General features: G+C 39.1%; 27 protein-coding genes. All 27 read left to right on the forward strand.

Annotation, left to right across the window (positions count from 1 at the left end; translation table 11 throughout):
• Positions 1-15: 15 nt before the first annotated feature.
• The gene (gene ylqF, locus ACH6EI_RS03495) at positions 16-882 is read left to right on the forward strand and encodes a ribosome biogenesis GTPase YlqF (RefSeq protein WP_025750333.1); all 867 of its coding nucleotides are present in this window, start codon (positions 16-18) and stop codon (positions 880-882) included.
• Between the two features lie 107 nt (positions 883-989).
• Positions 990-1757: a ribonuclease HII gene (locus ACH6EI_RS03500; protein ID WP_028411440.1), complete on the forward strand. Its 768-nt coding sequence runs from the start codon at positions 990-992 to the stop codon at positions 1755-1757.
• Positions 1758-2125: 368 nt separating this feature from the next.
• On the forward strand, positions 2126-3286 hold the full coding sequence (gene sucC / locus ACH6EI_RS03505; RefSeq protein ID WP_013058890.1) for an ADP-forming succinate--CoA ligase subunit beta: 1161 nt from the start codon (positions 2126-2128) through the stop codon (positions 3284-3286).
• Positions 3287-3304: 18 nt separating this feature from the next.
• On the forward strand, positions 3305-4207 hold the full coding sequence (sucD, locus tag ACH6EI_RS03510) for a succinate--CoA ligase subunit alpha (protein WP_028411439.1): 903 nt from the start codon (positions 3305-3307) through the stop codon (positions 4205-4207).
• Positions 4208-4270: 63 nt separating this feature from the next.
• Positions 4271-5152 carry a DNA-processing protein DprA gene (gene dprA, locus ACH6EI_RS03515; RefSeq protein WP_028411438.1) on the forward strand — a complete coding sequence of 294 codons (882 nt, stop codon included), beginning with the start codon at positions 4271-4273 and terminating at the stop codon, positions 5150-5152.
• Positions 5153-5306: 154 nt separating this feature from the next.
• Positions 5307-7382: a type I DNA topoisomerase gene (gene topA / locus ACH6EI_RS03520; protein ID WP_028411437.1), complete on the forward strand. Its 2076-nt coding sequence runs from the start codon at positions 5307-5309 to the stop codon at positions 7380-7382.
• A 206-nt stretch (positions 7383-7588) separates the two neighbouring features.
• Entirely contained in the window at positions 7589-8893 is a 1305-nt protein-coding gene (gene trmFO, locus ACH6EI_RS03525; RefSeq protein ID WP_028411436.1) for an FADH(2)-oxidizing methylenetetrahydrofolate--tRNA-(uracil(54)-C(5))-methyltransferase TrmFO, read from the forward strand.
• A gap of 65 nt (positions 8894-8958) precedes the next feature.
• On the forward strand, positions 8959-9861 hold the full coding sequence (gene xerC, locus ACH6EI_RS03530; RefSeq protein WP_014458427.1) for a tyrosine recombinase XerC: 903 nt from the start codon (positions 8959-8961) through the stop codon (positions 9859-9861).
• Positions 9862-9875: 14 nt separating this feature from the next.
• Positions 9876-10418 carry an ATP-dependent protease subunit HslV gene (hslV, locus tag ACH6EI_RS03535; protein WP_013058884.1) on the forward strand — a complete coding sequence of 181 codons (543 nt, stop codon included), beginning with the start codon at positions 9876-9878 and terminating at the stop codon, positions 10416-10418.
• 16 nt (positions 10419-10434) lie between these two features.
• A complete protein-coding gene (hslU, locus tag ACH6EI_RS03540) occupies positions 10435-11835 on the forward strand; it encodes an ATP-dependent protease ATPase subunit HslU (protein WP_013084801.1) in 1401 nt (466 codons plus the stop codon).
• A 28-nt stretch (positions 11836-11863) separates the two neighbouring features.
• A complete protein-coding gene (gene codY / locus ACH6EI_RS03545) occupies positions 11864-12643 on the forward strand; it encodes a GTP-sensing pleiotropic transcriptional regulator CodY (protein ID WP_013058882.1) in 780 nt (259 codons plus the stop codon).
• A gap of 443 nt (positions 12644-13086) precedes the next feature.
• A complete protein-coding gene (gene flgB, locus ACH6EI_RS03550; RefSeq protein WP_033579777.1) occupies positions 13087-13476 on the forward strand; it encodes a flagellar basal body rod protein FlgB in 390 nt (129 codons plus the stop codon).
• Between the two features lie 2 nt (positions 13477-13478).
• Complete coding sequence (gene flgC / locus ACH6EI_RS03555) at positions 13479-13928, forward strand: flagellar basal body rod protein FlgC (RefSeq protein WP_108674308.1); 450 nt, start codon at positions 13479-13481, stop codon at positions 13926-13928.
• 12 nt (positions 13929-13940) lie between these two features.
• A complete protein-coding gene (gene fliE / locus ACH6EI_RS03560; RefSeq protein ID WP_397376804.1) occupies positions 13941-14231 on the forward strand; it encodes a flagellar hook-basal body complex protein FliE in 291 nt (96 codons plus the stop codon).
• A 49-nt stretch (positions 14232-14280) separates the two neighbouring features.
• Complete coding sequence (gene fliF / locus ACH6EI_RS03565; protein ID WP_048019845.1) at positions 14281-15873, forward strand: flagellar basal-body MS-ring/collar protein FliF; 1593 nt, start codon at positions 14281-14283, stop codon at positions 15871-15873.
• Between the two features lie 11 nt (positions 15874-15884).
• Positions 15885-16904, forward strand: coding sequence for a flagellar motor switch protein FliG (fliG, locus tag ACH6EI_RS03570; RefSeq protein WP_025750326.1), 1020 nt, complete (start codon positions 15885-15887; stop codon positions 16902-16904).
• A complete protein-coding gene (gene fliH, locus ACH6EI_RS03575; RefSeq protein ID WP_063248580.1) occupies positions 16897-17685 on the forward strand; it encodes a flagellar assembly protein FliH in 789 nt (262 codons plus the stop codon). The genes fliG and fliH overlap by 8 nt, the downstream gene beginning before the upstream one ends.
• On the forward strand, positions 17660-18973 hold the full coding sequence (gene fliI / locus ACH6EI_RS03580; RefSeq protein ID WP_108674307.1) for a flagellar protein export ATPase FliI: 1314 nt from the start codon (positions 17660-17662) through the stop codon (positions 18971-18973). The genes fliH and fliI overlap by 26 nt, the downstream gene beginning before the upstream one ends.
• Before the next feature lie 2 nt (positions 18974-18975).
• Complete coding sequence (fliJ, locus tag ACH6EI_RS03585) at positions 18976-19419, forward strand: flagellar export protein FliJ (protein WP_028411429.1); 444 nt, start codon at positions 18976-18978, stop codon at positions 19417-19419.
• A 9-nt stretch (positions 19420-19428) separates the two neighbouring features.
• On the forward strand, positions 19429-20061 hold the full coding sequence (locus ACH6EI_RS03590) for a MotE family protein (protein WP_033579781.1): 633 nt from the start codon (positions 19429-19431) through the stop codon (positions 20059-20061).
• A 17-nt stretch (positions 20062-20078) separates the two neighbouring features.
• Positions 20079-22697, forward strand: coding sequence for a flagellar hook-length control protein FliK (locus ACH6EI_RS03595; protein ID WP_108674306.1), 2619 nt, complete (start codon positions 20079-20081; stop codon positions 22695-22697).
• A gap of 9 nt (positions 22698-22706) precedes the next feature.
• On the forward strand, positions 22707-23135 hold the full coding sequence (gene flgD, locus ACH6EI_RS03600) for a flagellar hook assembly protein FlgD (protein WP_033579782.1): 429 nt from the start codon (positions 22707-22709) through the stop codon (positions 23133-23135).
• Positions 23136-23160: 25 nt separating this feature from the next.
• Positions 23161-23976: a flagellar basal body rod protein FlgG gene (flgG, locus tag ACH6EI_RS03605; protein ID WP_108674305.1), complete on the forward strand. Its 816-nt coding sequence runs from the start codon at positions 23161-23163 to the stop codon at positions 23974-23976.
• A 35-nt stretch (positions 23977-24011) separates the two neighbouring features.
• Complete coding sequence (locus ACH6EI_RS03610; RefSeq protein ID WP_025750317.1) at positions 24012-24221, forward strand: flagellar FlbD family protein; 210 nt, start codon at positions 24012-24014, stop codon at positions 24219-24221.
• Positions 24222-24224: 3 nt separating this feature from the next.
• A complete protein-coding gene (gene fliL / locus ACH6EI_RS03615) occupies positions 24225-24656 on the forward strand; it encodes a flagellar basal body-associated protein FliL (protein WP_028411424.1) in 432 nt (143 codons plus the stop codon).
• A 20-nt stretch (positions 24657-24676) separates the two neighbouring features.
• The gene (gene fliM, locus ACH6EI_RS03620) at positions 24677-25678 is read left to right on the forward strand and encodes a flagellar motor switch protein FliM (protein WP_108674304.1); all 1002 of its coding nucleotides are present in this window, start codon (positions 24677-24679) and stop codon (positions 25676-25678) included.
• Positions 25668-26798 (forward strand): flagellar motor switch phosphatase FliY, encoded by a 1131-nt coding sequence (gene fliY / locus ACH6EI_RS03625; RefSeq protein ID WP_264158851.1) that lies wholly within the window; start codon positions 25668-25670, stop codon positions 26796-26798. Before fliM ends, fliY begins: the two co-directional genes overlap by 11 nt.
• The last annotated feature ends 17 nt before the right edge of the window (positions 26799-26815 follow it).

The raw sequence follows: 26815 nt of genomic DNA on the forward strand, positions 1-26815 counted from the left end.
AAAGGTGAGTAAAATATGACAATTCAATGGTTTCCTGGCCATATGGCCAAGGCCAGAAGACAAGTAACTGAAAAGCTAAAATTGATTGATATTGTATACGAACTGGTTGATGCACGCATTCCGCAATCATCGCGAAATCCAATGATTGATGAGATTATTGTGAACAAGCCCAGAATCGTGTTGTTGAATAAAGTGGACAAAGCGGATCCGCGCGTCACTCAGCAGTGGTTAGATTATTACAAAGAACAAGGTATTTATGCCTTAGCTATTGACGCACAAGCAGGTAAAGGAATGAAACAAATTGTTTCGTCTTCTAAAGAACTTCTTCAAGAGAAGTTTGACCGCATGCGCGCAAAAGGAGTTAAAAAACCCCGCGCTATCCGTGCGATGATTGTAGGGATTCCTAACGTCGGTAAATCAACGCTAATTAATCGCCTTGCCAGCAAAAAAATCGCCAAGACGGGAGATCGTCCAGGTGTGACGCAGGCACAGCAGTGGATTAAGGTAGGAAACGAGCTAGAGCTGCTTGATACGCCAGGTATTTTGTGGCCTAAGTTTGAAGATGAAACAGTTGGATATAAGCTTGCGACAACGGGTGCTATCAAAGATACCATTTTAAATATGCAAGATGTCGCTGTTTATGCGCTGCGCTTCTTAACTAGCCATTACCCAGAACAATTAAAGCAGCGTTATGATTTAAATGAAATCCCTGAAGACATTGTAGAGCTTTTTGATGCAATTGGGTCGCGCCGCGGCTGTTTAATGGGTGGCGGCATGGTGGATTACGATAAAACAGCTGAGCTTGTTCTTCGAGAAATTCGAACGGATAAAATTGGCACCTTTACATTTGATGATCCAAGTGAAGCTGAACAACAGCTGTAAGCAACACATTGCGAACTGAAGCAAAAAACGCCTCTGCCTTTTCAGCATGAGGCGTTTTTTATGTGAAAGTGCCGCGTGAAAATGTTGATATAAAGAAGGTGGAGCTAATGAAAAAGAGTATTAAGGAAATAAAAGAGGAAATAAAGCAAGTGAGAAGCCCGGAAGATGCTTTATTTAAGGCATATGCGCAAGATGAGCGTAAAGGTGTGCAGCAGGTTATTATTCAAAAACAAAGGCAATTTGAAGCGGCTGAGCGCTTGAAGCAACAGTTTGATGAAATGATGGCATATGAAAATGAATTATATAGACAAGGAGCAACTTATATTGCCGGAGTAGACGAAGTAGGAAGAGGACCGTTAGCAGGACCGGTAGTAGCGGCTGCTGTTATTTTGCCTCCCGATTTTTTTCTCCCTGGTCTGACGGATTCAAAGAAGTTATCAGAAGCAAAGCGAGAAGCGTTTTATGAAGAAATTTGTAAAAAAGCTGTCGCTATCGGTATAGGGATTATAGACGCAGAGGTCATTGATTCTATTAATATTTACGAAGCAACAAAAAAGGCAATGACTGAAGCCATTGAACTGCTGGCAGTTCAGCCTGATGAACTGCTCATTGATGCGATGAAGCTGCCGGTGCCTATTTCACAGCAGTCAATCATTAAAGGCGATGCTACAAGCATTTCAATTGCTGCAAGTTCTGTTATTGCAAAAGTGACGCGAGATCGAATGATGAAAGAACTTGGTGAACGCTATCCTGCATACGGATTCGAAAAACATATGGGATATGGAACAAAACAACATTTAGAAGCAATCGAACAATATGGAATTTTGCCAGAACACCGCCGATCTTTTGCACCGATAAAAAACCAAGTAAACTAGAACATGATACCCGAGCATATCTCTGCTTTTTAGCGCATTTTTCAATGCGGGATTCTAGGCTTAAAAAGAATATAGCCTATGTAAGCGGAGATATGGCAGCGGGAAAAATTCGTAAATTATTTTCCTCTCAGTCTGCTTTAGTTATGAAGGTTGATTTACATGATCAACCACACGTTTAACGTCCGCAGAGCCTCATCTACTTCATAAGGTATGGTTAAGTACTATCTCCATAAAAATATCAATTTTCTTATTATTTCAATATTTTTCACTAGAATAGTAGACAATTAGACAATTATTTTTATACAATGAAAGCGCAGTCTATTTTGTGCAGTATAGTTTTGTGGTTGATTATGTTAGGAGGATGGGAAATGAATATCCATGAGTATCAAGGAAAAGAACTACTCAGAAAATATGGGGTTGCAGTACCAAACGGTCGAGTAGCTTTTACTGTTGAAGAAGCAGTTGAAGCAGCAAAGGAATTAGGTTCACAAGTATCAGTGGTGAAAGCACAAATCCATGCTGGTGGACGCGGTAAAGCGGGCGGTGTCAAAGTAGCAAAAAACTTAGATGAAGTTCGTACATATGCACAAGATATTTTAGGAAAGACCCTCGTAACGCACCAAACAGGCCCTGAAGGAAAAGAAGTTAAGCGCTTGTTAGTTGAAGAGGGATGCGATATTAAGAAAGAATACTACATCGGTTTAGTTCTTGATCGTGCAACGTCTCAAGTTGTATTGATGGGTTCTGAAGAAGGTGGAACTGAAATTGAAGAAGTGGCGGAAAAAACGCCTGAAAAAATCTTTAAAGAATATGTAGATCCTGCGATTGGTTTACAAGCATTCCAAGCTCGCAGACTTGCATTTAATATTAATATTCCAAAAGAATTAGTTGGAAAAGCAGTTAAATTCATGACAGGTTTATATACAGTATTTGTTGAAAAAGACTGCTCAATTGCAGAGATTAACCCTCTAGTTGTAACAGGTGACGGAGACGTTATGGCATTGGATGCGAAGTTAAACTTTGATTCAAATGCGCTGTATCGCCAAAAAGATATTCTTGAATATCGTGACCTTGAAGAGGAAGATGCTAAAGAAATTGAAGCATCTAAATACGACTTAAGCTACATTTCACTAGACGGTAATATCGGTTGTATGGTAAACGGTGCAGGTTTAGCGATGGCAACGATGGATATTATTAAGCATTACGGAGGCGACCCTGCTAACTTCCTGGATGTTGGGGGCGGCGCAACTGCTGAAAAAGTAACAGAAGCATTTAAAATTATTTTATCTGACCAAAATGTAAAAGGTATTTTCGTTAATATTTTCGGCGGAATTATGAAATGTGATGTTATTGCAACAGGTGTTGTTGAAGCAACAAAACAAGTTGGATTAAGCCTTCCATTAGTTGTTCGCTTAGAAGGAACAAACGTTGAACTTGGAAAAGAAATTTTACAAAAATCAGGCTTAAATATCACAGCTGCTGAATCTATGGCAGACGGCGCACAAAAAATCGTTTCACTAGTGAAATAGAAAGGCTGGGGGATAGGAATGAGCGTATTTATTAATCAAGATACAAAAGTAATTGTACAAGGAATTACAGGCGGAGTTGGCCTTTTTCACACACAGCAAATGTTAGAATATGGAACAAAAATTGTTGGTGGCGTAACGCCGGGTAAAGGCGGCTTAGAAGTAGAAGGTGTTCCGGTATTTAATACGGTTGCCGAGGCGAAAGAAAAAACAGGCGCAACGGCTTCTGTTGTATATGTTCCACCAGCATTCGCAGCTGACTCCATTATTGAAGCAGTTGACGCAGATTTAGATTTAGTTATTTGTATTACAGAAGGTATTCCAGTATTAGATATGGTAAAAGTAAAGCGTTATATGGAAGGAAAACGTACGCGTCTTGTAGGGCCTAACTGCCCAGGTGTTATTACACCGGAAGAATGTAAAATTGGCATTATGCCAGGGTACATTCACAAAAAAGGTCATGTAGGTGTAGTTTCGCGTTCTGGTACATTAACATATGAAGCTGTTCACCAACTTTCTGAAGCTGGAATTGGCCAATCAACAGCTGTTGGTATCGGCGGTGACCCGGTGAATGGCACGAACTTTATCGATGTATTAAAATCGTTTAATGAAGATGAAGATACGTATGCAGTAATTATGATTGGGGAAATCGGCGGTACAGCAGAAGAAGAAGCGGCAGAATGGGTAAAAGCAAATATGACAAAACCTGTTGTCGGCTTCATTGGCGGTCAAACAGCCCCTCCAGGAAAACGTATGGGCCATGCTGGTGCGATTATTTCAGGTGGTAAAGGGACAGCGTCTGAAAAAATTAAAACAATGAATGAGTGCGGTATCCAAGTAGCTGAAACACCATCTGTTATGGGAGAAACACTTATTAAAGTGTTAAAAGAACAAGGCATTTACGAGCAGTGTAAGACTCATTAATAGAAGACATATAGCCTCCTTTGACCGGGGGCTATTTTGTCCATTTAAAAAGGAGATTGTAGAATGTCTGGTTTACGGGAAAAATTAATTCATTTAGCACATTGTCCATCTGTTAATTGGAAACAAATTTTTACGCTACTTCAACAGAATTCTTCATTACAAAATCTCTACGAGTACTCTCCATCACAGCTTCAAAAACTATTGACTCTCTCGATTGAACGTGCTAATCAAATAAAAAAAGATTTGCAAACTATTCCAATACGAGATATTCTAGATAAATATGACGCTGAGAATATTCAATGTGTCACCATCTTAGATGATGAATATCCTGAACTTTTGCGCCATATTTATGATCCGCCTTGGGTATTATTTGCAAGGGGGAACTTGTCTCTTCTACACGCTCCGGCAAGCTTAAGCGTTGTAGGAACAAGAAATCCTACTTCATATGGAACTGCAGCTTTAACTCGTATTGTTAAGCCGATGCTGCATGAAGAATTTGTCGTTGTGAGTGGGCTAGCCTTAGGAATTGACCAGGCTGCTCATGAACTGGCTATCGCTGAAAAAGCTAAAACGATTGCAGTTTTAGGCGGAGGGTTTTATAATATTTACCCAAGAGGAAACCAAAATTTAGCAAGAGAAATTGCGCAGCATCATTTGCTGCTTTCTGAATATGCCCCGTTTATGAAGCCGACGAAATGGTTTTTCCCTCGCAGAAACAGAATCATTAGCGGATTAACAGGAGGCACGTTGGTGGTGCAAGCAAAAGAAAGAAGTGGATCTTTTATTACCGCCGACCAGGCGCTTCAGCAAGGAAGAGAAGTATTTGCCATACCGGGTTCTATTTTTGAAGAAACATCATGTGGAACGAATAAGTTAATCCAATTAGGGGCAAAACTTGTGCAAAGCGCTGCTGATATTACAGATGAAATGATGTATATAAGATGAATGTTTCAAAGTAGTCATATTCTTGCATGGTATGAAATACTAGTGAGATACGTAGGAAAATCGTATGACTTATCTTTTTGACATTTGACAAACAAGAACCAAATATTTAATAATAATGAAGATTTTATTCTACCTCTTGAGGAGGAACAAATAGATGTCTGACTACCTAGTAATTGTAGAATCGCCTGCAAAGGCTAAAACAATTGAACGTTATTTAGGAAAGAAATATAAAGTAAAAGCATCGATGGGACATGTTCGCGATTTACCTAAAAGTCAAATGGGAATTGATATTGAACAAGATTACAACCCGAAATATATTACAATTCGCGGGAAAGGCCCGGTTTTAAAAGAACTAAAAACAGCGGCTAAAAAAGCAAAAAAGATTTACCTAGCAGCCGATCCAGACCGTGAAGGAGAAGCGATTGCATGGCATTTGGCGCACAGTTTGGATGTAGACATTGCATCGGACTGCCGCGTAGTATTTAACGAGATTACAAAAGAAGCGATTAAAGAATCTTTTAAACATCCACGAGCAATTAATATGGATTTAGTAGATGCTCAACAAGCACGACGTATTCTTGACAGGCTGGTTGGCTACAATATCAGTCCATTGCTGTGGAAAAAAGTGAAAAAAGGATTAAGTGCCGGAAGGGTTCAATCAATTGCAGTGCGGTTAATTATTGATCGTGAAAAAGAAATTGCAAAGTTTATCCCAGAAGAATACTGGACGGTAAAAGCAACTTTTCAAAAAGGGAACGACCAGTTTGAAGGCCAGTTAATCGAATATCAAGGGAAAAAAGTAGAGCTATCGAATGAAGATGATGTAACCAACATTGTTAAACAATTAGATGGAAACGAATTTTCAATTTCTAAAGTAACAAAACGTGAGCGAAAGCGTAATGCGGCTCCTTCTTTTACCACGTCTTCATTACAGCAAGAGGCAGCGCGGAAACTGAACTTCCGAGCGAAAAAAACGATGATGATTGCGCAGCAATTATATGAAGGAATTGATTTAGGAAAAGAAGGTACAGTAGGTCTTATCACGTATATGCGTACCGATTCAACTCGTATTTCAGAAACAGCTCAAACAGAAGCTAGAGATTACATTACGAACGCGTACGGAAATCAGTTTGTGGCAACGGAAAAGCGTAAAGAAAAGAAGAATTCAAATGCGCAAGATGCCCACGAAGCGATTCGTCCAACTTCAGCTCTTCGTAAACCAGGAGAGGTAAAAGAGTTCTTATCGCGTGATCAGTATCGACTGTATAAGTTAGTATGGGAGCGCTTCGTTGCTAGTCAAATGGCACCTGCCATTATGGATACAATGGCTGTAGATTTGAAAAATGGAGACGTAACATTTAGAGCGAACGGCTCAAAAGTTAAATTTCCAGGCTTTATGAAAGTGTATGTTGAAGGCAATGATGATCAAGTGGAGGAAAAAGAAAATCTTCTTCCAGACTTAGAAGAAGGAGAAGTAGCTTATTCTAAGGACATCGATGAAAAGCAGCACTTCACACAGCCGCCGCCAAGATATACAGAAGCTCGTTTAGTTAAGACATTAGAAGAGCTAGGCATTGGCCGACCGTCTACATATGCTCCAACACTTGATACGATTCAAAAGCGCGGATACGTAGCGCTCGATAACAAGCGTTTTGTTCCAACAGAACTTGGAGAAATTGTACTAGAGCTTGTATTGGAGTTTTTCCCGGAAATTTTAGATGTAGAGTTTACAGCTAAAATGGAAAACGATTTGGATGAAGTGGAAGATGGTAATGTTCAATGGGTGCGTGTTATTGACGAATTTTACAGTGATTTTGAAAAACGCTTAGAACATGCTGAAAAAGAAATGCGCGAAGTGGAGATTAAAGATGAACCTGCCGGAGAAGACTGTGAAGAATGCGGTTCACCTATGGTATACAAAATGGGGCGCTACGGAAAATTTATGGCATGCTCTAATTTCCCTGACTGTCGCAACACGAAGCCAATTGTAAAAGAGATTGGCGTAAAGTGTCCGAAATGTGAAGAAGGAAATATCGTTGAGCGAAAATCGAAGAAAAAGCGTACATTTTATGGCTGTGATCGATTCCCGGGCTGTGACTTCGTATCTTGGGATAAACCGATTGCAAGAAAATGTCCGAAATGTGAAAATCTGCTTGTAGAGAAGAAACAGAAAAAAGGAACTCAAGTCGTCTGTACAAGTTGTGATTATAAAGAGGAAGCTCAGCAGTAAAAGAGAATGGGATGAATTCCCACACTTTAAATTTAAAAATAGCAGTTATATAAGATGCGGCGACATTGCTTCATGTGCTAAAATGGAAACGTTATTAGCGACATTGAGTAATGTCGCATTTTCTTTGTCACGTTAAAAAAGGAAAAGACAAGTGAATGAATAAGCAAAATGATAGAAAAGATAGAAATGAAGTTGGAGGATTTACAATGAATGAACAAGTAATTAATGTTATTGGAGCAGGTCTTGCTGGAAGTGAAGCAGCTTGGCAAATCGCAAAGCGCGGTTTGAAAGTCCGTCTTTATGAGATGAGACCAGTAAAGCAAACACCTGCTCATCATACGGACAAATTTGCTGAATTAGTATGTAGTAATTCACTGCGTGCGAATACATTAACAAATGCAGTGGGTGTGCTAAAAGAAGAAATGCGATTATTAGACTCTGTCATTATTCGTTCAGCAGACGAGTGTGCGGTTCCAGCAGGTGGAGCACTGGCTGTTGATCGTCACGAATTTGCCTCTCGTGTGACGGAAAGCGTTAAAAACCATCCGAACGTAACGGTTGTTAATGAAGAAATTACGGAAATTCCACAGGGACCAACTGTTATTGCAACAGGTCCGCTAACGTCAAAAGATTTATCGGAACAGCTGCGCGCGTTAACAAGTGAAGATTATTTATATTTTTACGATGCGGCTGCACCTATTATTGAAAAAGACAGCATTGATATGGATAAAGTATATCTTAAATCTCGCTATGACAAAGGGGAAGCTGCCTATTTAAACTGTCCGATGACAAAAGAAGAATTCCAGCGCTTTCATGAAGCATTAATCAATGCAGAGACGGTTCCTTTAAAAGAATTTGAGAAAGAAATTTATTTTGAAGGATGTATGCCGATTGAAGTAATGGCTTCACGCGGAGAAAAAACAATGCTCTTTGGACCAATGAAACCAGTTGGGTTAGAAGATCCGAAAACAGGAAAGCGACCTTATGCAGTTGTTCAGCTTCGTCAAGATGATGCAGCAGGTACACTATATAATATTGTAGGTTTCCAAACACATTTAAAATGGGGAGCACAAAAAGAAGTATTAAGCTTAATCCCAGGTTTAGAAAATGCAGAAGTAGTACGCTACGGAGTTATGCATAGAAATACGTTTATTAATTCTCCTAAATTGTTAAAGCCTACGTATCAATATCGCGAGCGTGATGACTTATTCTTTGCTGGACAAATGACGGGAGTAGAAGGATATGTAGAATCAGCTGCGAGCGGATTAATGGCAGGAATGAACGCGGCTCGACTCGTGCTTGGTGAAGAATTGGTTGTATTGCCGCAGGAAACAGCGATTGGCAGTATGGCTCACTATATCACACATACAAACGCCAAAAACTTCCAGCCGATGAATGCCAACTTTGGCTTATTCAAAGAATTGGAAGTGCGAATCAAAAACAAACAAGAACGAAATGAAACGCTGGCTAAACGAGCATTGGAAACTATTCAGAATTTTACAACAAAATAATCAAAATTGTTTGCAAGGGCTACTTAATTGTGATAATATTTAGTAGCCCTTGTGAGGTGATAACATTGGAATTTGTTAAAGATGTATTAAATTCCTTTCTAGAATATTTACAAATTGAGAAAAATTATTCAAAATATACAGTTGACTGCTATGAAAAAGACATAGGTATCTTCATGTCTTTTATGCAGGAAGAGCAAATACAAAACCTACAAAGTGTTACATATGCTGATGCAAGGCTGTTTTTAACACGCCTATATGAAAAGCAGTATTCAAAAAGATCGATGTCACGCAAAATTTCTTGTTTGAGAACGTTTTATCGTTACTTAAATAGAGAAGAATTAGTAGAAGATAATCCATTTGCGCTCGTTACCCTTCCTAAAAAGGAAGAGAGAAATCCTCGCTTCCTGTATGAAGAGGAGATTGTGAAATTATTTCAAATGAATGACTTAACAACTCCGTTAGGGCAGCGTAATCAGTCTCTCTTAGAATTGCTGTATGCCACCGGAATACGAGTGAGTGAATGTGCATCTATTAAGCTTAGCGATATAGATTTTTCACTTCAAACTTTGCTCGTATATGGCAAAGGGAAAAAACAACGGTACGTGCCATTTGGCTGTTATGCCAAGGACGCTCTTAGAGTATATATAGATAATGGAAGAAAGCTTCTTTTAAAAAAGGCTCCTTCTGATACTCATTCGCTCTTTTTAAATTATAAGGGGACACCGTTGACAGACCGAGGCATACGCTTAGTCATTGATCAGTTAGTAAAGAAAACCGCTGAGAATATACATATTAGTCCACACGTTTTGCGGCATACTTTTGCGACTCATATGTTAAATGAAGGGGCAGATTTACGTACAGTTCAAGAAATGCTAGGTCATGAACATTTATCAACCACTCAAATATACACACATGTGACGAAGGATCGTTTAAAGGCAGTTTATATGAATCACCATCCTCGCGCATAAAAGGAGGAGTTAATTTGTCTACTTTCCATGCTACTACGATTTTTGCAGTTCAGCATAACGGTCAATGTGCCATGTCTGGGGACGGACAAGTAACGTTTGGAAATGCTGTTGTGATGAAACATACTGCTCGAAAAGTAAGACGTCTATTTCAAGGGCAAGTTCTTGCCGGCTTTGCAGGTTCAGTAGCTGATGCATTCACTCTTTTTGAATTATTTGAAACGAAGCTTGAAGAGTATAACGGAAATCTTCAGCGTGCAGCCGTGGAGCTTGCTAAACAATGGAGAAGTGACAAAGTATTGCGAAAGTTAGAAGCAATGCTTATTGTTATGAACAAAGATAACTTACTGTTAGTATCAGGAACGGGTGAAGTTATTGAACCGGACGACGGCATTTTAGCAATTGGATCAGGCGGAAATTATGCTTTATCAGCGGGACGTGCATTAAAACAACATGCAGGCGAACATTTAACAGCTAAAGAAATTGCAAAAGCAGCTTTAGATGTAGCAAGTGAGATATGTGTTTATACAAATGATCATATTATTGTAGAAGAACTGTAGGAAAGGGGATTTTTTTATGAATTCTCATTTAACACCTCGACAAATTGTAGAAAAGCTCGATCAGTATATTATTGGTCAAACGAAGGCAAAGAAAGCGGTCGCTGTTGCGCTGAGAAATCGCTATCGCCGCGGTCTGCTAGACGAATCTTTACGTGATGAAGTTGTGCCGAAAAACATTTTAATGATTGGTCCTACAGGTGTGGGTAAAACCGAGATTGCACGCCGCTTAGCTAAGCTTGTCGGTGCACCTTTTATTAAGGTTGAGGCAACAAAATTTACGGAAGTTGGATATGTAGGACGCGATGTGGAATCAATGGTTCGTGATTTAGTGGAAACGTCAGTTCGACTTGTGAAAGAAGAAAAAATGAACGGCGTGCGTGATCGTGCAGAAGAAAATGCAAACAAGCGGATAGTGGAGCTTCTTGTTCCAAGCAAAAAGAAGCAGCAATCGTTTAAAAATCCGTTTGAAATGATTTTTTCAAACGGTACACAGTCAAGCGATGCAGATCCTGATCAAGATGAGGAAACGAATATTGCAACGAAGCGCAAGCAGATTGCTCATCAGCTTGCTCTAGGAGAGCTTGAAAATCATTATGTCACAATTGAAGTAGAAGAGCAACAGCCTTCTATGTTTGATATGTTACAAGGTTCGGGTATGGAACAAATGGGCATGAACATGCAGGATGCCTTAAGCAATTTTATGCCTAAAAAACAAAAAAAGCGCAAACTTACTGTTAAAGATGCACGAAAAGTATTAACAAATGAAGAAGCGCAAAAATTGATTGATATGGATGAAGTGACGCAAGAAGCTGTGAATCGTGCAGAACAATACGGAATTATTTTCATTGACGAAATTGATAAAATTGCTCAAAAAAGTGGTAATTCATCTTCCGCTGATGTTTCACGTGAAGGCGTGCAGCGAGATATTTTACCAATTGTAGAAGGATCAACGATTGTTACCAAATATGGTGCAGTCAAAACTGATCATGTTTTATTCGTAGCAGCTGGTGCTTTCCATGTATCAAAACCGTCGGATTTAATTCCAGAATTGCAAGGTCGATTCCCAATTCGCGTTGAATTAACGAAGCTAACCGTTGAAGATTTTATAAACATTTTAGTAGAGCCAGATAATGCGTTATTAAAGCAATATGCGGCATTATTGGAAACTGAAGGTATACAAATTGAATTTTCTGACGATGCTATACGTAAGATTGCAGAAATTGCATATCAGGTAAATCAAGATACAGACAATATTGGTGCAAGAAGGCTTCATACGATTTTAGAACGTTTGCTAGAGGATTTATCGTTTGAAGCACCAGAAGTAACATTAGAGAAAATTGTGATTACTCCGCAGTATGTGGAAGAAAAATTAGAAAAAATCGCTAAAAACAAAGATTTGAGTCAATTTATTTTATAGAACTGAAATCGCAGGAGGAAGAGTACTAATGGATTTATTAGGGAAAACTAGAAAGATTAATGCAATGCTACAAAAAGCAGCTGGTAAACCAGTAAACTTTAAAGAAATGGCTGAAACACTTTGCGAAGTGATCGAATCAAACGTATTCGTAGTAAGTCGTCGCGGTAAATTATTAGGAATCGCTGTTAAACAGCAAATTGAGAATGCGCGCATGAAAGATATGTTAGAAGCACGCCAGTTCCCAGAAGAATATACTCAAAGCCTATTTAACATTCAAGAAACATCTTCTAATTTAAACATTGAAAGTCAATATACAGCTTTCCCAGTTGAAAATAAAGACTTATTTGATGCAGGACTAACAACAATCGTTCCAATTATCGGAGGCGGAGAGCGTCTAGGTACGCTTGTACTATCTCGTTTAGACCGTCAGTTCGAAGACGATGATTTAATCCTTGCTGAATACGGTGCAACGGTAGTAGGTATGGAAATTCTTCGTGAAAAAGCAGAAGAGATTGAAGAAGAAGCGCGTAGCAAAGCTGTTGTACAAATGGCAATTAGCTCATTATCATACAGTGAGTTAGAAGCTATTGAGCACATCTTTGAAGAGTTAAATGGAAATGAAGGACTATTAGTCGCAAGTAAAATTGCTGACCGCGTTGGAATTACACGTTCAGTAATCGTAAATGCGCTACGTAAATTAGAAAGTGCTGGCGTTATCGAATCACGTTCGCTAGGAATGAAAGGAACTTACATTAAAGTTCTTAACAACAAATTCTTAGTAGAGCTTGAAAAATTAAAATCTAACTAAGTTTATGAACCAAAAAGCACACGGGCAAAGCCCGTGTGCTTTTTTTATATGCTCTCAGTATGAAAAGGTTCGCTCTGGGTTAAGACGATTCGTTCACTATTTTTATAAATCTTTAACAAACTTCATATAAAAATCTAAAAATTATATTATAGAATCTTTAAATAGTAAAAAGATACTAGTTGATTACAAATCGTTACTTTTATTACATATTGTTCAGGACTTATGGTATGCATTTTGATTTTAAATTAAAAAAATAGAGCTAAAGTACAGCATTGATGTTAAAATATGCTTGGAAATCGAATGAAAATTTTGGTTTATAGTCCAAAAGTTCTTAAAAAAGGATAGACATTGCATGAAGTTTTTCTTACAATAAGTTCTATGGTACTAAAGTCGAAATTTGTCTCATTTTTGAGAAAAATAGAATAGGTAAGCAGGTGTAAGAATTGAGTTTGTTTTCAACTACTTTTCAAACAATTGAAAATGGAATTAGCTACGCGTCACAAAAGCAGCAGACGATTGCACAAAATATCGCAAACGTTGATACTCCAAATTATAAATCGAAAACAGTATCGCGTACGAGTGAATTTCGAGATTTATTACATAACGAGTTAGAAGCATATCAGACTGATTCAAAACATATCCCATTTTCCGATTCATCCCAGCGAGTGATTACCCAGCAAGGAAACACTTCCTATCAAGCAAATGGAAACAATGTGGATATGGATAAAGAGATGGCGGATATGGCTGAAAATCAAATTTACTATGAGGCGCTAGTAGATCGTTTAAACGGAAAATTTAATTCTCTTCAAACAGTCATTAGAGGGGGGAGATAAGTTTGACTATTTTTCAAAATATGAATATTACATCTTCAGCTTTAACTGCCAATCGTTTAAGGATGGACGTTGTTTCATCTAACATGGCGAATGCTGAAACGACAAGAGGGACGTACGTTAATGGTGAGTGGCAGCCTTACAAAAGAAAAATGGTTGTCATGCAGTCTGATCGTTCGCCTTCTTTTTCGTCTCTCTTACACTCTGAAATCAATAAAAGTCAAAACAATGGTGTAAAAGTCACAGATATCGTAGAAGATAATACTCCTTTTAATTTAGTATATAATCCGACGCATCCAGATGCTAATGACCAAGGGTACGTGCAGATGCCGAACGTAGATCCCTTAAAGGAAATGACGGATTTAATTAGTGCTACTCGATCCTATGAAGCAAACGTGACGGTCATTAATACAAACAAAAGTATATTAACAAAGGCGTTAGAAATTGGAAAATAAAGGAGCGATAAAATGATTAATGGTATCAGCAATCAAATGGCAATAGCAAAAACAGCCGCTTCGACTGGCACTGGACAAACAACTCAACAGTTTTCAACGTTTTTAAAAGACTCAATCAATGAGTTAAACAATGCTCAACGCGCTTCGGATATAGCGACTGAAAAGCTTGCTAAAGGAGAAAATGTCGAACTCCAAGATGTAATGATTACTGCTCAAAAAGCAAGTATTACGATGCAAACGGCTCTTGAAATACGCAATAAAGCTGTTGAAGCCTATCAGGAAATGATGAGAATGCAAATGTAATTGAGCGGTTATTAAAGAAAATGAAAATAGTAATAACCGGAGGAATACCATGAATGAAAGAATAGCTCTTTATCGAGATAAGATGAAAGTCTTTTGGAATAACCGCAAAAAAGGACAGAAAATAGCCCTTATCGCTGCTCCTCTTGCGGCTATTCTAGTCATTAGTTTAGCATCTGTTTTCTTAAACAAAGATAAATTTGTCCCTCTTTATAGCAATCTATCGGCTCAAGAAACAGGACAAATCAAAGCAGAGCTTGATGCTAGAAGCGTTCCTTCAGAAATCTCTGATAATGGAACAACCATTTCGGTGCCTGAACAAAGCGTTGACTCGCTAAAAGTTGATTTAGCTGCACAAGGAATTCCTGATAGCGGAAGTATCGACTATTCGTTTTTTGGGAAAAATGCGAGCTTTGGTATGACAGACAATGAATTTGATGTGTTAAAACTCGATGCGATGCAAACTGAATTGGCTAACTTAATGAAAAACATTCAAGGAGTCAACGATGCAAAAGTGATGATTACCCTTCCCAATGAAAGTGTATGGGCGAATGAAAAGCAGGGAGAAGCCTCTGCATCGATTGTGCTTAATACAAAGGCTGGTTATAAATTTGATGATCAGCAAATTAAATCTCTTTATCATTTAGTATCCAAAAGTGTGCCAAACCTTCCTACAGATAATATCGTCATTATGAACCAATATTTTGAGTACTTTGATTTAAAAGGAAATGAAACGGATTCAGCTTCTAGCTCATTTGCTTCGCAGAACGAAGCGAAAAAAGAAGTTGAGCGGGATATTCAGCGTCAAGTACAGCAAATGCTAGGAAGACTGGTCGGTCAAGACAAAGTAATGGTCTCTGTTACAGCAGATCTTGATTTTACACAGGAAAATCGCGAAGAAAAGCTAGTAGAGCCTGTTGATAAAGATAATATGCAAGGAATTGCCGTTAGCGCTGAAAAAATCAATGAAACATTTTCTGGTAAAAATGCTCAAGATGGAGGCGTTGCTGGAACAGGAGAAGAAGATACAACAAATTACTCATCTAGCACAGCAAGTGGAGACGGAGACTACGAAAAAAACGAAGAACGTATTAATTATGAAGTGAATCGAATTCATAAAGAAATCGTTGAAAGTCCATACAAAATTCAAGACCTTGGCATTCAAGTAATGATAGATCCCTCCAATGCAAAAGGGAAATCACAAGTGTCCGATACACTTGAGTCAGACGTTCAAAAAATGTTAGGTACAATTGTCCGTACTTCTATTTCAAAAGATGCAAATACGAAAGCTCTCTCGGATAACGCGGTCAGCGATAAGATTACCGTTTCCGTTCAGCCGTTTAATGGACAAGAAACAGCTGACAGCACAGCAAGTTCGATTCCATTGTGGATGTATATAATCGGAGGAGCACTGCTGCTTATTATTGTTGTTCTTATTGTGCTGTTGGTTAGGAAAAGGCGTCAAGACTTAGATGAAGACGAATATGATGAAGAGTATGATGAAACTTTTGAAGCATATGAAGCGGCACAAAAAGCCCCTGTTTTAAGTGCTGAACAGCAAACAAAAAGCAATCTTGAAACGTTAGCGAAGCAAGACCCAGAAGAGTTTGCAAAGCTGCTACGAACATGGATTAGTGAGGATTAGGAGGAAAGCTAATGGTAAAGGCTATGCAAAAAAATGAGTTAACTGGAAAGCAAAAAGCAGCAATTTTGTTGATTTCTCTCGGTCCGGATGTATCAGCTTCTATCTATAAACATCTCAGTGAAGATGAAATTGAGCAACTAACGCTTGAAATTTCTTCAGTGAGAAAGGTAGAGCCGTCCCTAAAAGAAGCTGTGCTTCATGAGTTTGAACAAATAACGCTTGCTCAAAACTACCTTGAAAAAGGAGGAGTAAGCTATGCGAAACAGGTGTTAGAAAAAGCACTTGGACCAGAGCAGGCTATGATGATTATCAATCGATTAACTTCTTCTTTGCAAGTTCGTCCGTTTGACTTTGCCAGAAAAGCTGATCCTATGCAGCTGTTAAATTTTATTCAGCATGAGCATCCTCAGACGATTGCCCTTATTTTATCTTACTTAGAACCGCCGCAGGCAGGACAAATCTTATCATCACTGCCTCAGGAAAGGCAAGCGGATATTGCAAGGCGGATTGCAACGATGGGAAGTACGTCTCCGGAAGTCATTAATGAAGTGGAGCAAATTTTAGAGAGAAAGCTTTCAGCTACCGTTACCCAAGATTATACCCAAACAGGTGGTTTAGAAGCAGTAGTTGAAGTATTAAATGGAGTGGACCGAGCGACTGAAAAAATTATTATTGATACGCTTGAAATTCAAGATCCGGCATTAGCAGAAGAAATCAAACAGCGAATGTTTGTATTTGAGGATATCGTAACGCTCGATAACCGTTCTATTCAGCGTGTGATACGAGATGTAGAAAATGATGATTTATTGTTGAGCTTAAAAGTAGCAAGTGAAGAAGTGAAATCTATTATTTTTAAAAATATGTCTAGCCGTATGGTGGAAACGTTTAAAGAAGAAATGGAATTTATGGGCCCTGTGCGTTTGAAAGATGTAGAGGAAGCCCAGTCACGTATCGTTGCTGCAATTAGACGTTTAGAAGATGCTGGTGAAATTGTACTAGCTCGAGGTGGAGGAGACGATATTATTGTCTAATATCATTAAATCAACTTATACGAACAAACTTTCAGACGAAAATGCTAAGCACATTCAAGTCATTCCATTTGGTTTTCCGATACAAGATGAGCCGACAGAAGAACATCTTCAGCAAGAAAATGCACAGCACGTTATTGAACAAGCGCATAGTGAAGCTGAAATGATAAAGGCCGAGGCAGACGCTTACCGCAAACAAGCTCAAAACGAAGTTGAACATTTGAAAAAGCAGTGGGAAGAAGAGAAGGTGCTGCTGTTTCAACAAGAAAAAAAACGCGGCTATGAAGAAGGGTACGAAGAAGGGCTGCTTCAAGGGAAACAAGAGTACGAACATGTATTAGCCATGTCGCGAAACATTGTTGACGAAACAAAGAATCAGTACTACGAATATATAAATCAATCTGAAGAAGTCATTTTTGAATTAGGTTTCACCCTAGCAGAAACGCTTTTAAATGAGCAGCTTCAAAGAGATGAATCATTTTTATCACTTGTTGCAAGGTCTTTAAAAGAAGTTAGAGAACATAAAGAAATCCAGCTTTTTGTTTCTCCCAAAAAATATGCATATGTATGTGAACATAAACGAGAACTGTTCGATTTATTAAACGGAGAAACCGGGCTGTTTATTTATGCAGATGAAAATCTTCAGGAAATGGATTGTGTCATCGATTCCTCTTATGGGCGTCTTGTTGCTTCTTTTGATAGTCAGTTAATGGAAATGAAGAAAAAATTAAAAGAACGTTTGTTAGAGGGGAGTAAACATGAAAGTCGCACAACTCATTCATGAAATCCCGCGCACATCTTCTTTTAAACGGTACGGGAAAGTCAGCCGAGTAGTAGGAATGATGATTGAATCTAAAGGACCTAGAACGTCAATAGGAGATGTTTGTTTTATTCATCTCAGTGAACGAGGAGATAAAATTCGTGCAGAAGTTGTTGGTTTTAACGGTGAGCACGTCGTTTTAATGCCTTATACGTCTGTTCGATATATCGGACCTGGCTGCCTAGTGGAAACAACAGAAAAACCTCTGCAGGTAAGCGTGGGGAAAGAGTTAATAGGTCAAGTGCTTGATTCGTTAGGCAACCCTTTAGATGGGTCTGAACTTTCTCATTATTTGCCTTTTGTTTTAACCGATCAAGACCCCCCTAATCCTTTAGAGCGCCCGCCTATTGAACAGCCTATTGAAGTAGGTGTACGGACGATTGATAGTTTGTTAACCGTAGGCCGAGGGCAGCGCATAGGTATTTTTGCAGGAAGCGGTGTTGGGAAAAGTACGCTGCTCGGGATGATTGCTCGTAATACAAAAGCAGATATCAATGTCATTGCCCTTGTAGGCGAGCGAGGAAGAGAAGTTAGAGAATTTATTGAACGAGATCTTGGAGAGGAAGGGTTAAAGCGCTCCGTTGTAGTAGTTGCTACCTCGGATCAGCCTGCTCTACTTCGAATGAAAGCAGCATATACAGCTACTTCTATTGCTGAATACTTTCGAGATGAGGGGCTGAGCGTCATGATGATGATGGATTCTGTTACCCGTGTAGCAATGGCTCAGAGAGAAATTGGATTAGCCGTAGGTGAACCTCCGACTACCAAAGGTTATACACCATCTGTTTTTGCTAGCTTGCCAAGGCTGCTTGAACGTACAGGGACTAATCCACATGGATCTATTACCGCTTTTTACACTGTATTAGTAGACGGTGATGATATGAACGAACCTATTTCGGATACGGTGCGAGGCATTATAGACGGACATATTGTACTAGACAGGGAGCTTGCCAATAAAGGTCAATATCCGGCCATCAATGTCTTAAAAAGCGTTAGTCGCGTGATGAACCATATCGTAAGTGAACGGCATAAAGAAGCAGCTGAAAAACTGCGTTCATTAATGGCTACCTACGCTAATTCTGAAGACTTAATTAACATAGGTGCCTACAAAAGAGGATCTTCTGCTTACATTGATGAGGCAATCCACTATCATCCTGTCATTGAGGCGTTTTTAAAGCAAAAAACGAACGAACATCCATCGTTTGAAACAAGTGTAACAAAGCTCTGTGAACTGTTTGTGAAAGGTGAGTAAATATGGCATATGAATTTAGGTTATCTAAAATAATGGCAATTAAGTCAAATGAAAAAGATGAACTGCTATCTCAATATAATCAGTCCTTACAGCAGTTTGAAACAGCGGGTGAAAAGCTTTATAAAAAGTTAAAAGAAAAAGAAACGCTGATTGAACAGCATACGGGCAAAATGAAGCAGGGGCTTTCTATTTTAGAAATTACATCATTTCAGCAGTTTTTAACAAGTGCCGAACGAGTGATTGAAAGGCTGCAACAAGAGGTCATGTTTGCCAGACAGCAAATGAACTTAAAGAAACTGAAGCTAGAAGAAAAGAATATAGAAGTAAAGAAGTATGAAAAATTAAAAAAGAAAGACTACGATTCTTATATAACAGCGGAAAAACAATTAGAAGCGAAGCAAATGGATGAGCTGTCTTTACAGCAGTACATGCTGCATAGAAATTAGGTGAAAAACATGGCTAAACGAAAAGAATTAAGAGAAGAGTACGAAGAAGAAAACTATGAAGATGGGAAATCTTACAGTAAAAGCCAGGTGTTTTTATTTTTAATCTTTATTCCAGCGGTGTTCCTCATCTTGGCAGCTTACATTGTCCTGACACTTTTAGGCGTCAATATAAATGATAAGGTTTCTGCTGTTACACACGCCATTCCATTTGTATCAAGTGAGCAGTCACAAAAAAATGAAAATATTCAAGAAAGCAATGAAGAAATACAAAAGCAGGTTGAGAGCCTTCAAAAGAAGCTGAGCACGAAAGAAAAGCAAATTTCAGCCTATGAGAAAACGATCAGTACAAAAGATCGTCAAATGGATGAACTAAAAATTGAAATGCGTGATATGGAAGAAAAAGCCGATGACGAAGCGAAAAAACAAAAGAACAATCAGCTGGCGAAAAAAGATGTCATTGCTACCTATGAAAACATGTCTCCTAAAAATGCAGCGCTCATTTTTGCCGAATTAAAAGAAGACAAAGCGGTCGCGATGCTTAAGCAGTTCAAAGCAAGTACAAGAACGGCAATCTTAGAAAAAATGGATCCGAAAGTAGCTGCACGCTATACGACATTGTTAACAGATCAGATTGATGAATAAAAGCAGAGGTGAAAACAGTGGAAATTTCACTACGTCCAGCAGCTGCATCAAAGGTAAACTGCGATGAAAAAGCGGCTGTTATTCAGACTCAGGGTTTTTTTGAAGAAATCGTTCAACAGCTTCAGCAGCTAAATGCGCAACCTTTAGCGAGCCGGGAGAAATCATTGAATGAACAAGCGATAAATCAAGACGTCTTTAACGCGGTCGGGTTAATTGCGATTCAGTTAAGCGAAGCAGAATATGAAGGAGATGAACCGTCTGTCTTATACGAACATCTAGCCGAAATGATCAGTAGTATTCCAAGTAGTCTAGATTTGGAACAGCCGCTTCTAAAGCTGCAGCACGTGTTAACAGAAATGCAGCACGAACCTGTTTCATCTAAAACAGACAGTCAAGAACAATATTTGTCTTCTATTTCTAGCTTGTTGACTATATGCAAAAACACGTCGTCTGCGTTTCAAACAGAGTTTGCTCAGCTGATGGAAAAACTACAAAAACCGCAGCTACAGTCAGTGAAGCTTTCAGATTCGCAGCTTCAAGGCTTGCGGAAAGCTGCTGTTGAAAAAATAGAGAAAATTCATAAACAACCACGTGTATTAACCGATACCTTACATGAAAAGCGCTCAGCTGGTTTTTTCGCCGTTGTTCATTCAACTTCAAAAAATTCTCTAAAAGATATGAGCGCTGTTCGTAAAGAAGAAAAAGGGCCGCTATTTAATCAGCTTCCATGGAAAAAAGATGTGGTTTTAGGTAACCCAAGTATAGATAGTGAAAGTTCTTTCACTGCTAAAACAGCCGGGTTGACGTTAAAAAATAACCCATCAGCTTTTGGAGCTGGAGAAATGCTTAAGATCCAAGAGTTTTCTATTGATCTAGGGCAAGCAAACTCTGATCATCAACAGTCTGACGATCTGGTAAATGAGCTGCAAAAAATATGGAGTAAAGCTTCGATCAGTACTGAAGAAGGAGCATCCAAGCTTTCCATTAAATTGTTTCCAGAGCAGCTAGGGACGATTTCAATTGAAGTGCTTCAACAAGACAATGAAACAATTGCGCAGGTTGTGGTAACGTCAGCGAAAACAAAAGAGCTGTTAGATGCCAACCTTTTCAGTTTACGACAAGCTCTTGCGTCTCAACGCGTAGCGGTTGATCAAGTGGATGCGGCGGGCGTTCAAGCAGCTCCAGAAAGTTCTGTAACAGAGATGAATGCTTTTGGTAAAGAAGAAAAAGAGCCGCAGTTTTCTATTGATTTAAGCCAAGTAAAATCAGACTATCAGCAGTCTAGGGATTTGGTGAATAATCTGGAAAAAATATGGAGTGAAGCTTCCATCAGTATTGAAGAAGGAGCATCCAAGCTTTCCATTCAGTTATTTCCAAAGCAGCTAGGGCCGATTTCAATTGAAGTGTTTCAACAAGACAATGAAACGGTTGCACAAGTAGCTGTATCGTCAGCGAAAACAAAAGAGCTGTTAAATGCCAACCTTTTCAGTTTACGACAAGCTCTCACGTCTCAGCATGTATCCGTTGATGAAGTGGATGTGGCTACTGTTCAAGCAGCTCCAAAAAGTTCAGTAACAGATATGACTGCTTTTGGTAAAGAAGAAAAAAGGCCGCAGTTTTCTATTGATTTAGGGAAAGCGAAATCAGATTATGAACAGTCTAGCGATCTGGTAAACGAGCTGCAAAAAATATGGAGTAAAGCTTCAGTTGGATCTGAAGAGGGGGCGTCCAAGCTTTCCATTCAGCTATTTCCAAATCAGCTAGGGACAATATCAATTGAAGTACTTCAACAAGACGATGAAACGATTGCGCAGGTTGTGGTAACGTCGGCAAAAACAAAAGAGCTGTTAAATGCCAACCTTTTCAGTTTACGGCAGGCTCTCGGGTCTCAGCATGTATTGGTTGATCAAGTGGATATGGACGCTGTTCATACAGCTTCAGAAAGTTCTGTGAAAAATATGACTGCTTTTCCTAAAGAAGAAAAAGTACCGTTTTTTAATCAGCTTCCATGGAAAAAAGATGTGGTTGTACCCAGCGGAAGTATAGATACCAATAGCTTTTTGGAAAATAGCGAAAGTCCGGCAGGTACACACACAACCGGGGCGCCAGTAGAGAATCAGGCATCATCCTTTGGAAGTGGAGAAATGCCTAAGCTTCAGCAGTTCTCTATTTATCTAGGGCAAGCAAAATCAGACTATCAGCAGTCTAGCAATTTGGTAAACGAGCTGCAAAAAATATGGAGTAAAGCTTCGTTTAGTACTGAAGACGGAACATCCAAGCTTCTCATTAAGTTATTTCCCAAACAGCTAGGTGCGATTTCAATTGAAATGCTTCAGAAAGACAGCGAAACGGTTGCGCGAATTGTCGTATCGTCAGTAAAAACAAAAGAGTTATTGGACTCCAATCTTTCAACTTTGCGGCATGGTCTCGCGTCTCAGCATGTATCAATTGATAAAATCGATGTGCTACTGTCAGAACAAGCGATGTCGTATAACAATGAAAACGACCAGCAAAAAGAAAGACAGGAAAAAGAAGCGTTTAAAAAAGAAGAAGAAGATCAAGATTCACAACAATTGGAAGAATCGGCTTCCTTTCTATCTTCTTTTGAATCAGCGCTCATTAACTACAACGTATAGGTGATAACAATGACAAATGAAATTACGTCTGACTTGTATTTAAGCAATAGGGACACACAAGTGAAGCAAACGGGAAACAGCTCGCTTGGCAAAGATGACTTTTTGAAGCTTTTGATTGCTCAGCTTCAAAATCAAGATCCAATGAATCCAATGGAAGACAAAGACTTTATTGCTCAAATGGCTCAGTTTTCTTCCCTTGAACAAATGACAAATATGAGCACATCGCTCAATACGTTTGTAACGCAGTCTCAGGCTTCTCCTATTTTAAAAGGAAGCGAATTAATTGGTAAAACCGCTGCATGGTTAGATGAAGAAGGAAATAAAAAGCAAGGAGTCATTTCAACAGCATCCGTCAAAAACAATGAGATATCGTTTACGATCAACGATGAAAATCATACGGTACTTTCGCTAAACGATATCCTAGAAGTAAGCAGTTAACCAACCAAATTTAAGGAGTGATTTTATGTTACGTTCGATGTATTCAGGAATCAGCGGCATGAAAAATTTTCAAACTAAATTAGATGTCCTAGGAAATAACATTGCCAATGTTAATACATACGGCTATAAAAAAGGACGTACAACGTTTCAAGATTTAGTAAGTCAGCAGGTAGCAGGAGCGACGGCACCGGCGGGGAACCGTGGAGGTGTTAATGCTAAACAAGTTGGATTAGGTTCACAGATTGGCACGATTGATACAGTTCAAACGGCAGGAAGCATTCAGTCAACGGGACGTCCGCTGGATTTAGCTATTTCTGGTGACGGCTATTTTGTTGTAAATGATGGAACATCAGACTATTACACAAGAGCGGGGAATTTCTATTTAGATAAAGATGGTTATCTAGTGACAGGTGATGGGTTGTTTGTGAAATCTACTAGTACTAATGACAATGGAAGAATTAAAATTGATCCAACTACAGCTAAAAGCTACAGCATTGGGTCAAACGGAACCGTTAATATTGTTGGGCTAAATGGAAACATGCTTCCGAATCCCCAAACTATCAAACTTGCAAAGTTCGCTAACAATGAAGGACTTCAAAAAGCAGGAGGGAATTTGTTCACTAATACTCCAAATGCAGGATTGGTTACAACTCCTGCAAACATTACTCCTGGAAACAGCGGTACGGGAACTTTAATTTCAAGCGCCCTTGAAATGTCCAACGTTGATTTATCCGAGGAATTCACGGACATGATTGTTGCACAGCGCGGATTTCAAGCGAATACAAGAATTATCACAACATCCGATGAAATACTGCAAGAATTAGTGAATCTAAAACGATAGGCGGGAGGAAGGAGTAGGTATTACTCCGGTTGATTATGATCACTTTAACGAGGCTAAACGGCAAAACATTTACGTTAAATGCTCTTTACATCGAGCAGGTTGAGGCATTTCCAGATACAACTATTACGCTAACAAATAACAAAAAGCTAGTGGTAAAGGATTCAGTTGAAGAAGTGAATGAGAAAGTGACGAGTTATTATCAGCGAATTAACGTATTAGGGTTGCAGCAAACGACGGAGGAATAAAGTGTGTTCAAAAATAAGCTAATTAGTAAGATGATTATTATCCTGCTTTCTCTTACTTTAATAGGAAGCATTGCGGTTATTGTGACGTTAAAGTATACGGAGCAGGCAAGTACCGAAAAAGGTCCATCTATCGACGATGTGATTAAAGCTTCTGTGGATGTAACGGATATCAAAACCAATTTAAAAAGCAATAACTACATCAGCATCTCCTTTAAAATTCAAATGGATAGTAAAAAAGCGGCAGCAGAGCTTCAAAAAAGAGACTTTCAAGTAAGAGACATTATTATCAAACGGCTCTCCGATATGAGTGCTCAAGATTTTGAAGGAACGCAAGGGCTCAGTACGTTAGAAACAGATATTGCAAAGCAAATTGATCAATTAATGGAAAACGGACATGTTGTTAAAATTTATACAACGTCTAAAGTGTTGCAGTAAAGAAAAAGGGAGGGAAGCTAGTGGCTGGGGATGTATTATCACAAAATGAAATTGATGCCCTATTATCCGCGTTATCAACCGGAGAGATGGATGCGGATGAGCTAAAAAAGGAAAATAAAAAACAGCGCATTCGTACATATGATTTTAAACGCGCGCTGCGTTTTTCAAAAGATCAGATTCGCAGTTTGACGCGAATTCATGAAAATTATGCGCGCATGCTCATCAACGTCTTTTCGGCACAGCTTCGTAACGTTGTACAAGTGTCCGTTGTATCAGTGGATCAAATTCCGTATGAGGAGTTCATTCGCTCTGTTCCGAAAGTAACCATCTTAAATGTGATAGCTGTCCCTCCTTTAGAAGGGCATATCATTATGGAAGTCAATCCGAACATTGCCTATGCGATGCTTGACCGCTTGCTCGGGGGACAAGGCGAGAGCGGTGGGAAAATTAGTAACTTAACGGAGATTGAAACGAGCTTGGTTCGAAACTTGTTAGAGAAAACGTTAGACAGTATGAGAGAAGCTTGGAGTTCTATTGCGGAAATTGAACCTGAAACATCAGAGTTTGAAGTGAATCCTCAGTTTTTGCAGGTAATTTCACCAAATGAAATTGTCATCGTCATTTCATTAAACGTACAAATTGGAGATGAAACGGGCATGATCAATCTATGTATTCCGCACGTGACGCTTGAGCCGATTGTGTCCAAACTGTCCGTTCATTACTGGATGCAATCTTCGAAAAAAGAACCTAACGTACAAGAGGTTGAGCAGCTAAAGGAACAAATTAATGATGCGGAATTGCAGGTTGTAGCCGAGCTAGGAAAAGCGGATATTTCCATTGGAGATTTCCTAGCATTAGATGCGGGAGATGTTATTCGACTGCAAACAAGCGTTCATAATCCGTTAACTATTTACGTCGGAGAACAACCTAAATTTATTGCACAGCCTGGAAAAGTCAGTCGGAAAGTCGCTGTGCAAATTCTAGATGATGTTAAGAGGAGGAACGAAAGGAATGAACGATGACATGCTTTCGCAAGATGAAATTGATGCGTTGTTAAAAGGAACTTCTTCACTTGACCAGTTTTCAGAGCCGAATAAGTCAAGTCAAGTAGACGATTACTTTACGGAAATGGAAAAAGACGCGCTTGGCGAAATTGGAAATATTTCGTTTGGCAGTTCAGCAACAGCGTTATCGGCTTTATTGAATCAAAAAGTCGATATTACCACACCGTTTGTATCGCTCGTGTATAAAGAAGAGCTGACGGATGAATTTCCAAATCCTCATGTCGCTGTGCAAGTTCAGTACACAGAAGGCTTTTCTGGTACGAATTTGTTAGTTATTAAACATGAAGATGCAGCTGTTATTTCAGATTTGATGCTTGGTGGAACGGGAGAGAATCCGACGGAAATCATGGATGAAATTAAGCTGAGTGCAGTGCAGGAAGCGATGAATCAAATGATGGGTTCTGCAGCGACGTCTATGTCTACGGTATTTCAAAAGAAAATTGATATCTCTCCGCCGAGCTTAGATATTTTAAATATTCAAAAAGGGGAAGGCACAGAGCTGATTCCCCAAGATGACGTCTTTGTAAAAGTCTCTTTTAATTTGAAGGTAGGCACATTAATCGATTCGAATATTATGCAGCTGTTATCGATATCTTTTGCCAAAAGTTTGGTGGAAGAGCTCTTAGTTCCAAGCGCAGAAGGTACCGCAGCTTCTATTGAAAAAGAATCAGACCTTAACGAAAAGCAAACAGAACCGCCGACAGCTGAATACATACAGCATGAAGAAACACAGCAGGCAGAACCTGTTCATGTACCAGTTGATGTTCAGCCCGCATCGTTTTCAGAGTTCGAGCACGTGTCTTCTCCTCAAGGGGATTCGCGAAATTTAGACATGCTGCTTGATATCCCGCTTCAAGTTACCGTGGAGCTTGGAAGGACTAAGCGAACGGTTCAAGAGATTTTAGCATTATCTTCTGGTGCAATCATTGAACTTGATAAACTAGCAGGCGAACCGGTAGATATCTTGATTAATAGCAAATTAATTGCAAAAGGTGAAGTGGTCGTCATTGACGAGAATTTTGGCGTTCGCGTAACTGATATTATTAGTCAAAGAGACCGTATTAACAAACTAAAGTAATGATTTTTAGGAGGAGT

Origin of the sequence: Priestia sp. JSM ZJ58 (assembly GCF_044383985.1) — a bacterium.
GTDB classification, from domain to species: Bacteria; Bacillota; Bacilli; order Bacillales; family Bacillaceae_H; genus Priestia; species Priestia zanthoxyli.

Excerpts from the sequence above, each read along its gene's own strand:
- ylqF (WP_025750333.1), top strand. The coding sequence starts at position 16 with ATGACAATTCAATGGTTTCCTGGCCATATGGCCAAGGCCAGAAGACAA.
- ACH6EI_RS03500 (WP_028411440.1), top strand. The coding sequence starts at position 990 with ATGAAAAAGAGTATTAAGGAAATAAAAGAGGAAATAAAGCAAGTGAGA.
- sucC (WP_013058890.1), top strand. The coding sequence starts at position 2,126 with ATGAATATCCATGAGTATCAAGGAAAAGAACTACTCAGAAAATATGGG.
- sucD (WP_028411439.1), top strand. The coding sequence starts at position 3,305 with ATGAGCGTATTTATTAATCAAGATACAAAAGTAATTGTACAAGGAATT.
- dprA (WP_028411438.1), top strand. The coding sequence starts at position 4,271 with ATGTCTGGTTTACGGGAAAAATTAATTCATTTAGCACATTGTCCATCT.
- topA (WP_028411437.1), top strand. The coding sequence starts at position 5,307 with ATGTCTGACTACCTAGTAATTGTAGAATCGCCTGCAAAGGCTAAAACA.
- trmFO (WP_028411436.1), top strand. The coding sequence starts at position 7,589 with ATGAATGAACAAGTAATTAATGTTATTGGAGCAGGTCTTGCTGGAAGT.
- hslU (WP_013084801.1), top strand. The coding sequence starts at position 10,435 with ATGAATTCTCATTTAACACCTCGACAAATTGTAGAAAAGCTCGATCAG.
- codY (WP_013058882.1), top strand. The coding sequence starts at position 11,864 with ATGGATTTATTAGGGAAAACTAGAAAGATTAATGCAATGCTACAAAAA.
- fliE (WP_397376804.1), top strand. The coding sequence starts at position 13,941 with ATGATTAATGGTATCAGCAATCAAATGGCAATAGCAAAAACAGCCGCT.
- fliF (WP_048019845.1), top strand. The coding sequence starts at position 14,281 with ATGAATGAAAGAATAGCTCTTTATCGAGATAAGATGAAAGTCTTTTGG.
- fliG (WP_025750326.1), top strand. The coding sequence starts at position 15,885 with ATGGTAAAGGCTATGCAAAAAAATGAGTTAACTGGAAAGCAAAAAGCA.
- fliI (WP_108674307.1), top strand. The coding sequence starts at position 17,660 with ATGAAAGTCGCACAACTCATTCATGAAATCCCGCGCACATCTTCTTTT.
- fliJ (WP_028411429.1), top strand. The coding sequence starts at position 18,976 with ATGGCATATGAATTTAGGTTATCTAAAATAATGGCAATTAAGTCAAAT.
- ACH6EI_RS03590 (WP_033579781.1), top strand. The coding sequence starts at position 19,429 with ATGGCTAAACGAAAAGAATTAAGAGAAGAGTACGAAGAAGAAAACTAT.
- flgD (WP_033579782.1), top strand. The coding sequence starts at position 22,707 with ATGACAAATGAAATTACGTCTGACTTGTATTTAAGCAATAGGGACACA.
- flgG (WP_108674305.1), top strand. The coding sequence starts at position 23,161 with ATGTTACGTTCGATGTATTCAGGAATCAGCGGCATGAAAAATTTTCAA.
- ACH6EI_RS03610 (WP_025750317.1), top strand. The coding sequence starts at position 24,012 with ATGATCACTTTAACGAGGCTAAACGGCAAAACATTTACGTTAAATGCT.
- fliY (WP_264158851.1), top strand. The coding sequence starts at position 25,668 with ATGAACGATGACATGCTTTCGCAAGATGAAATTGATGCGTTGTTAAAA.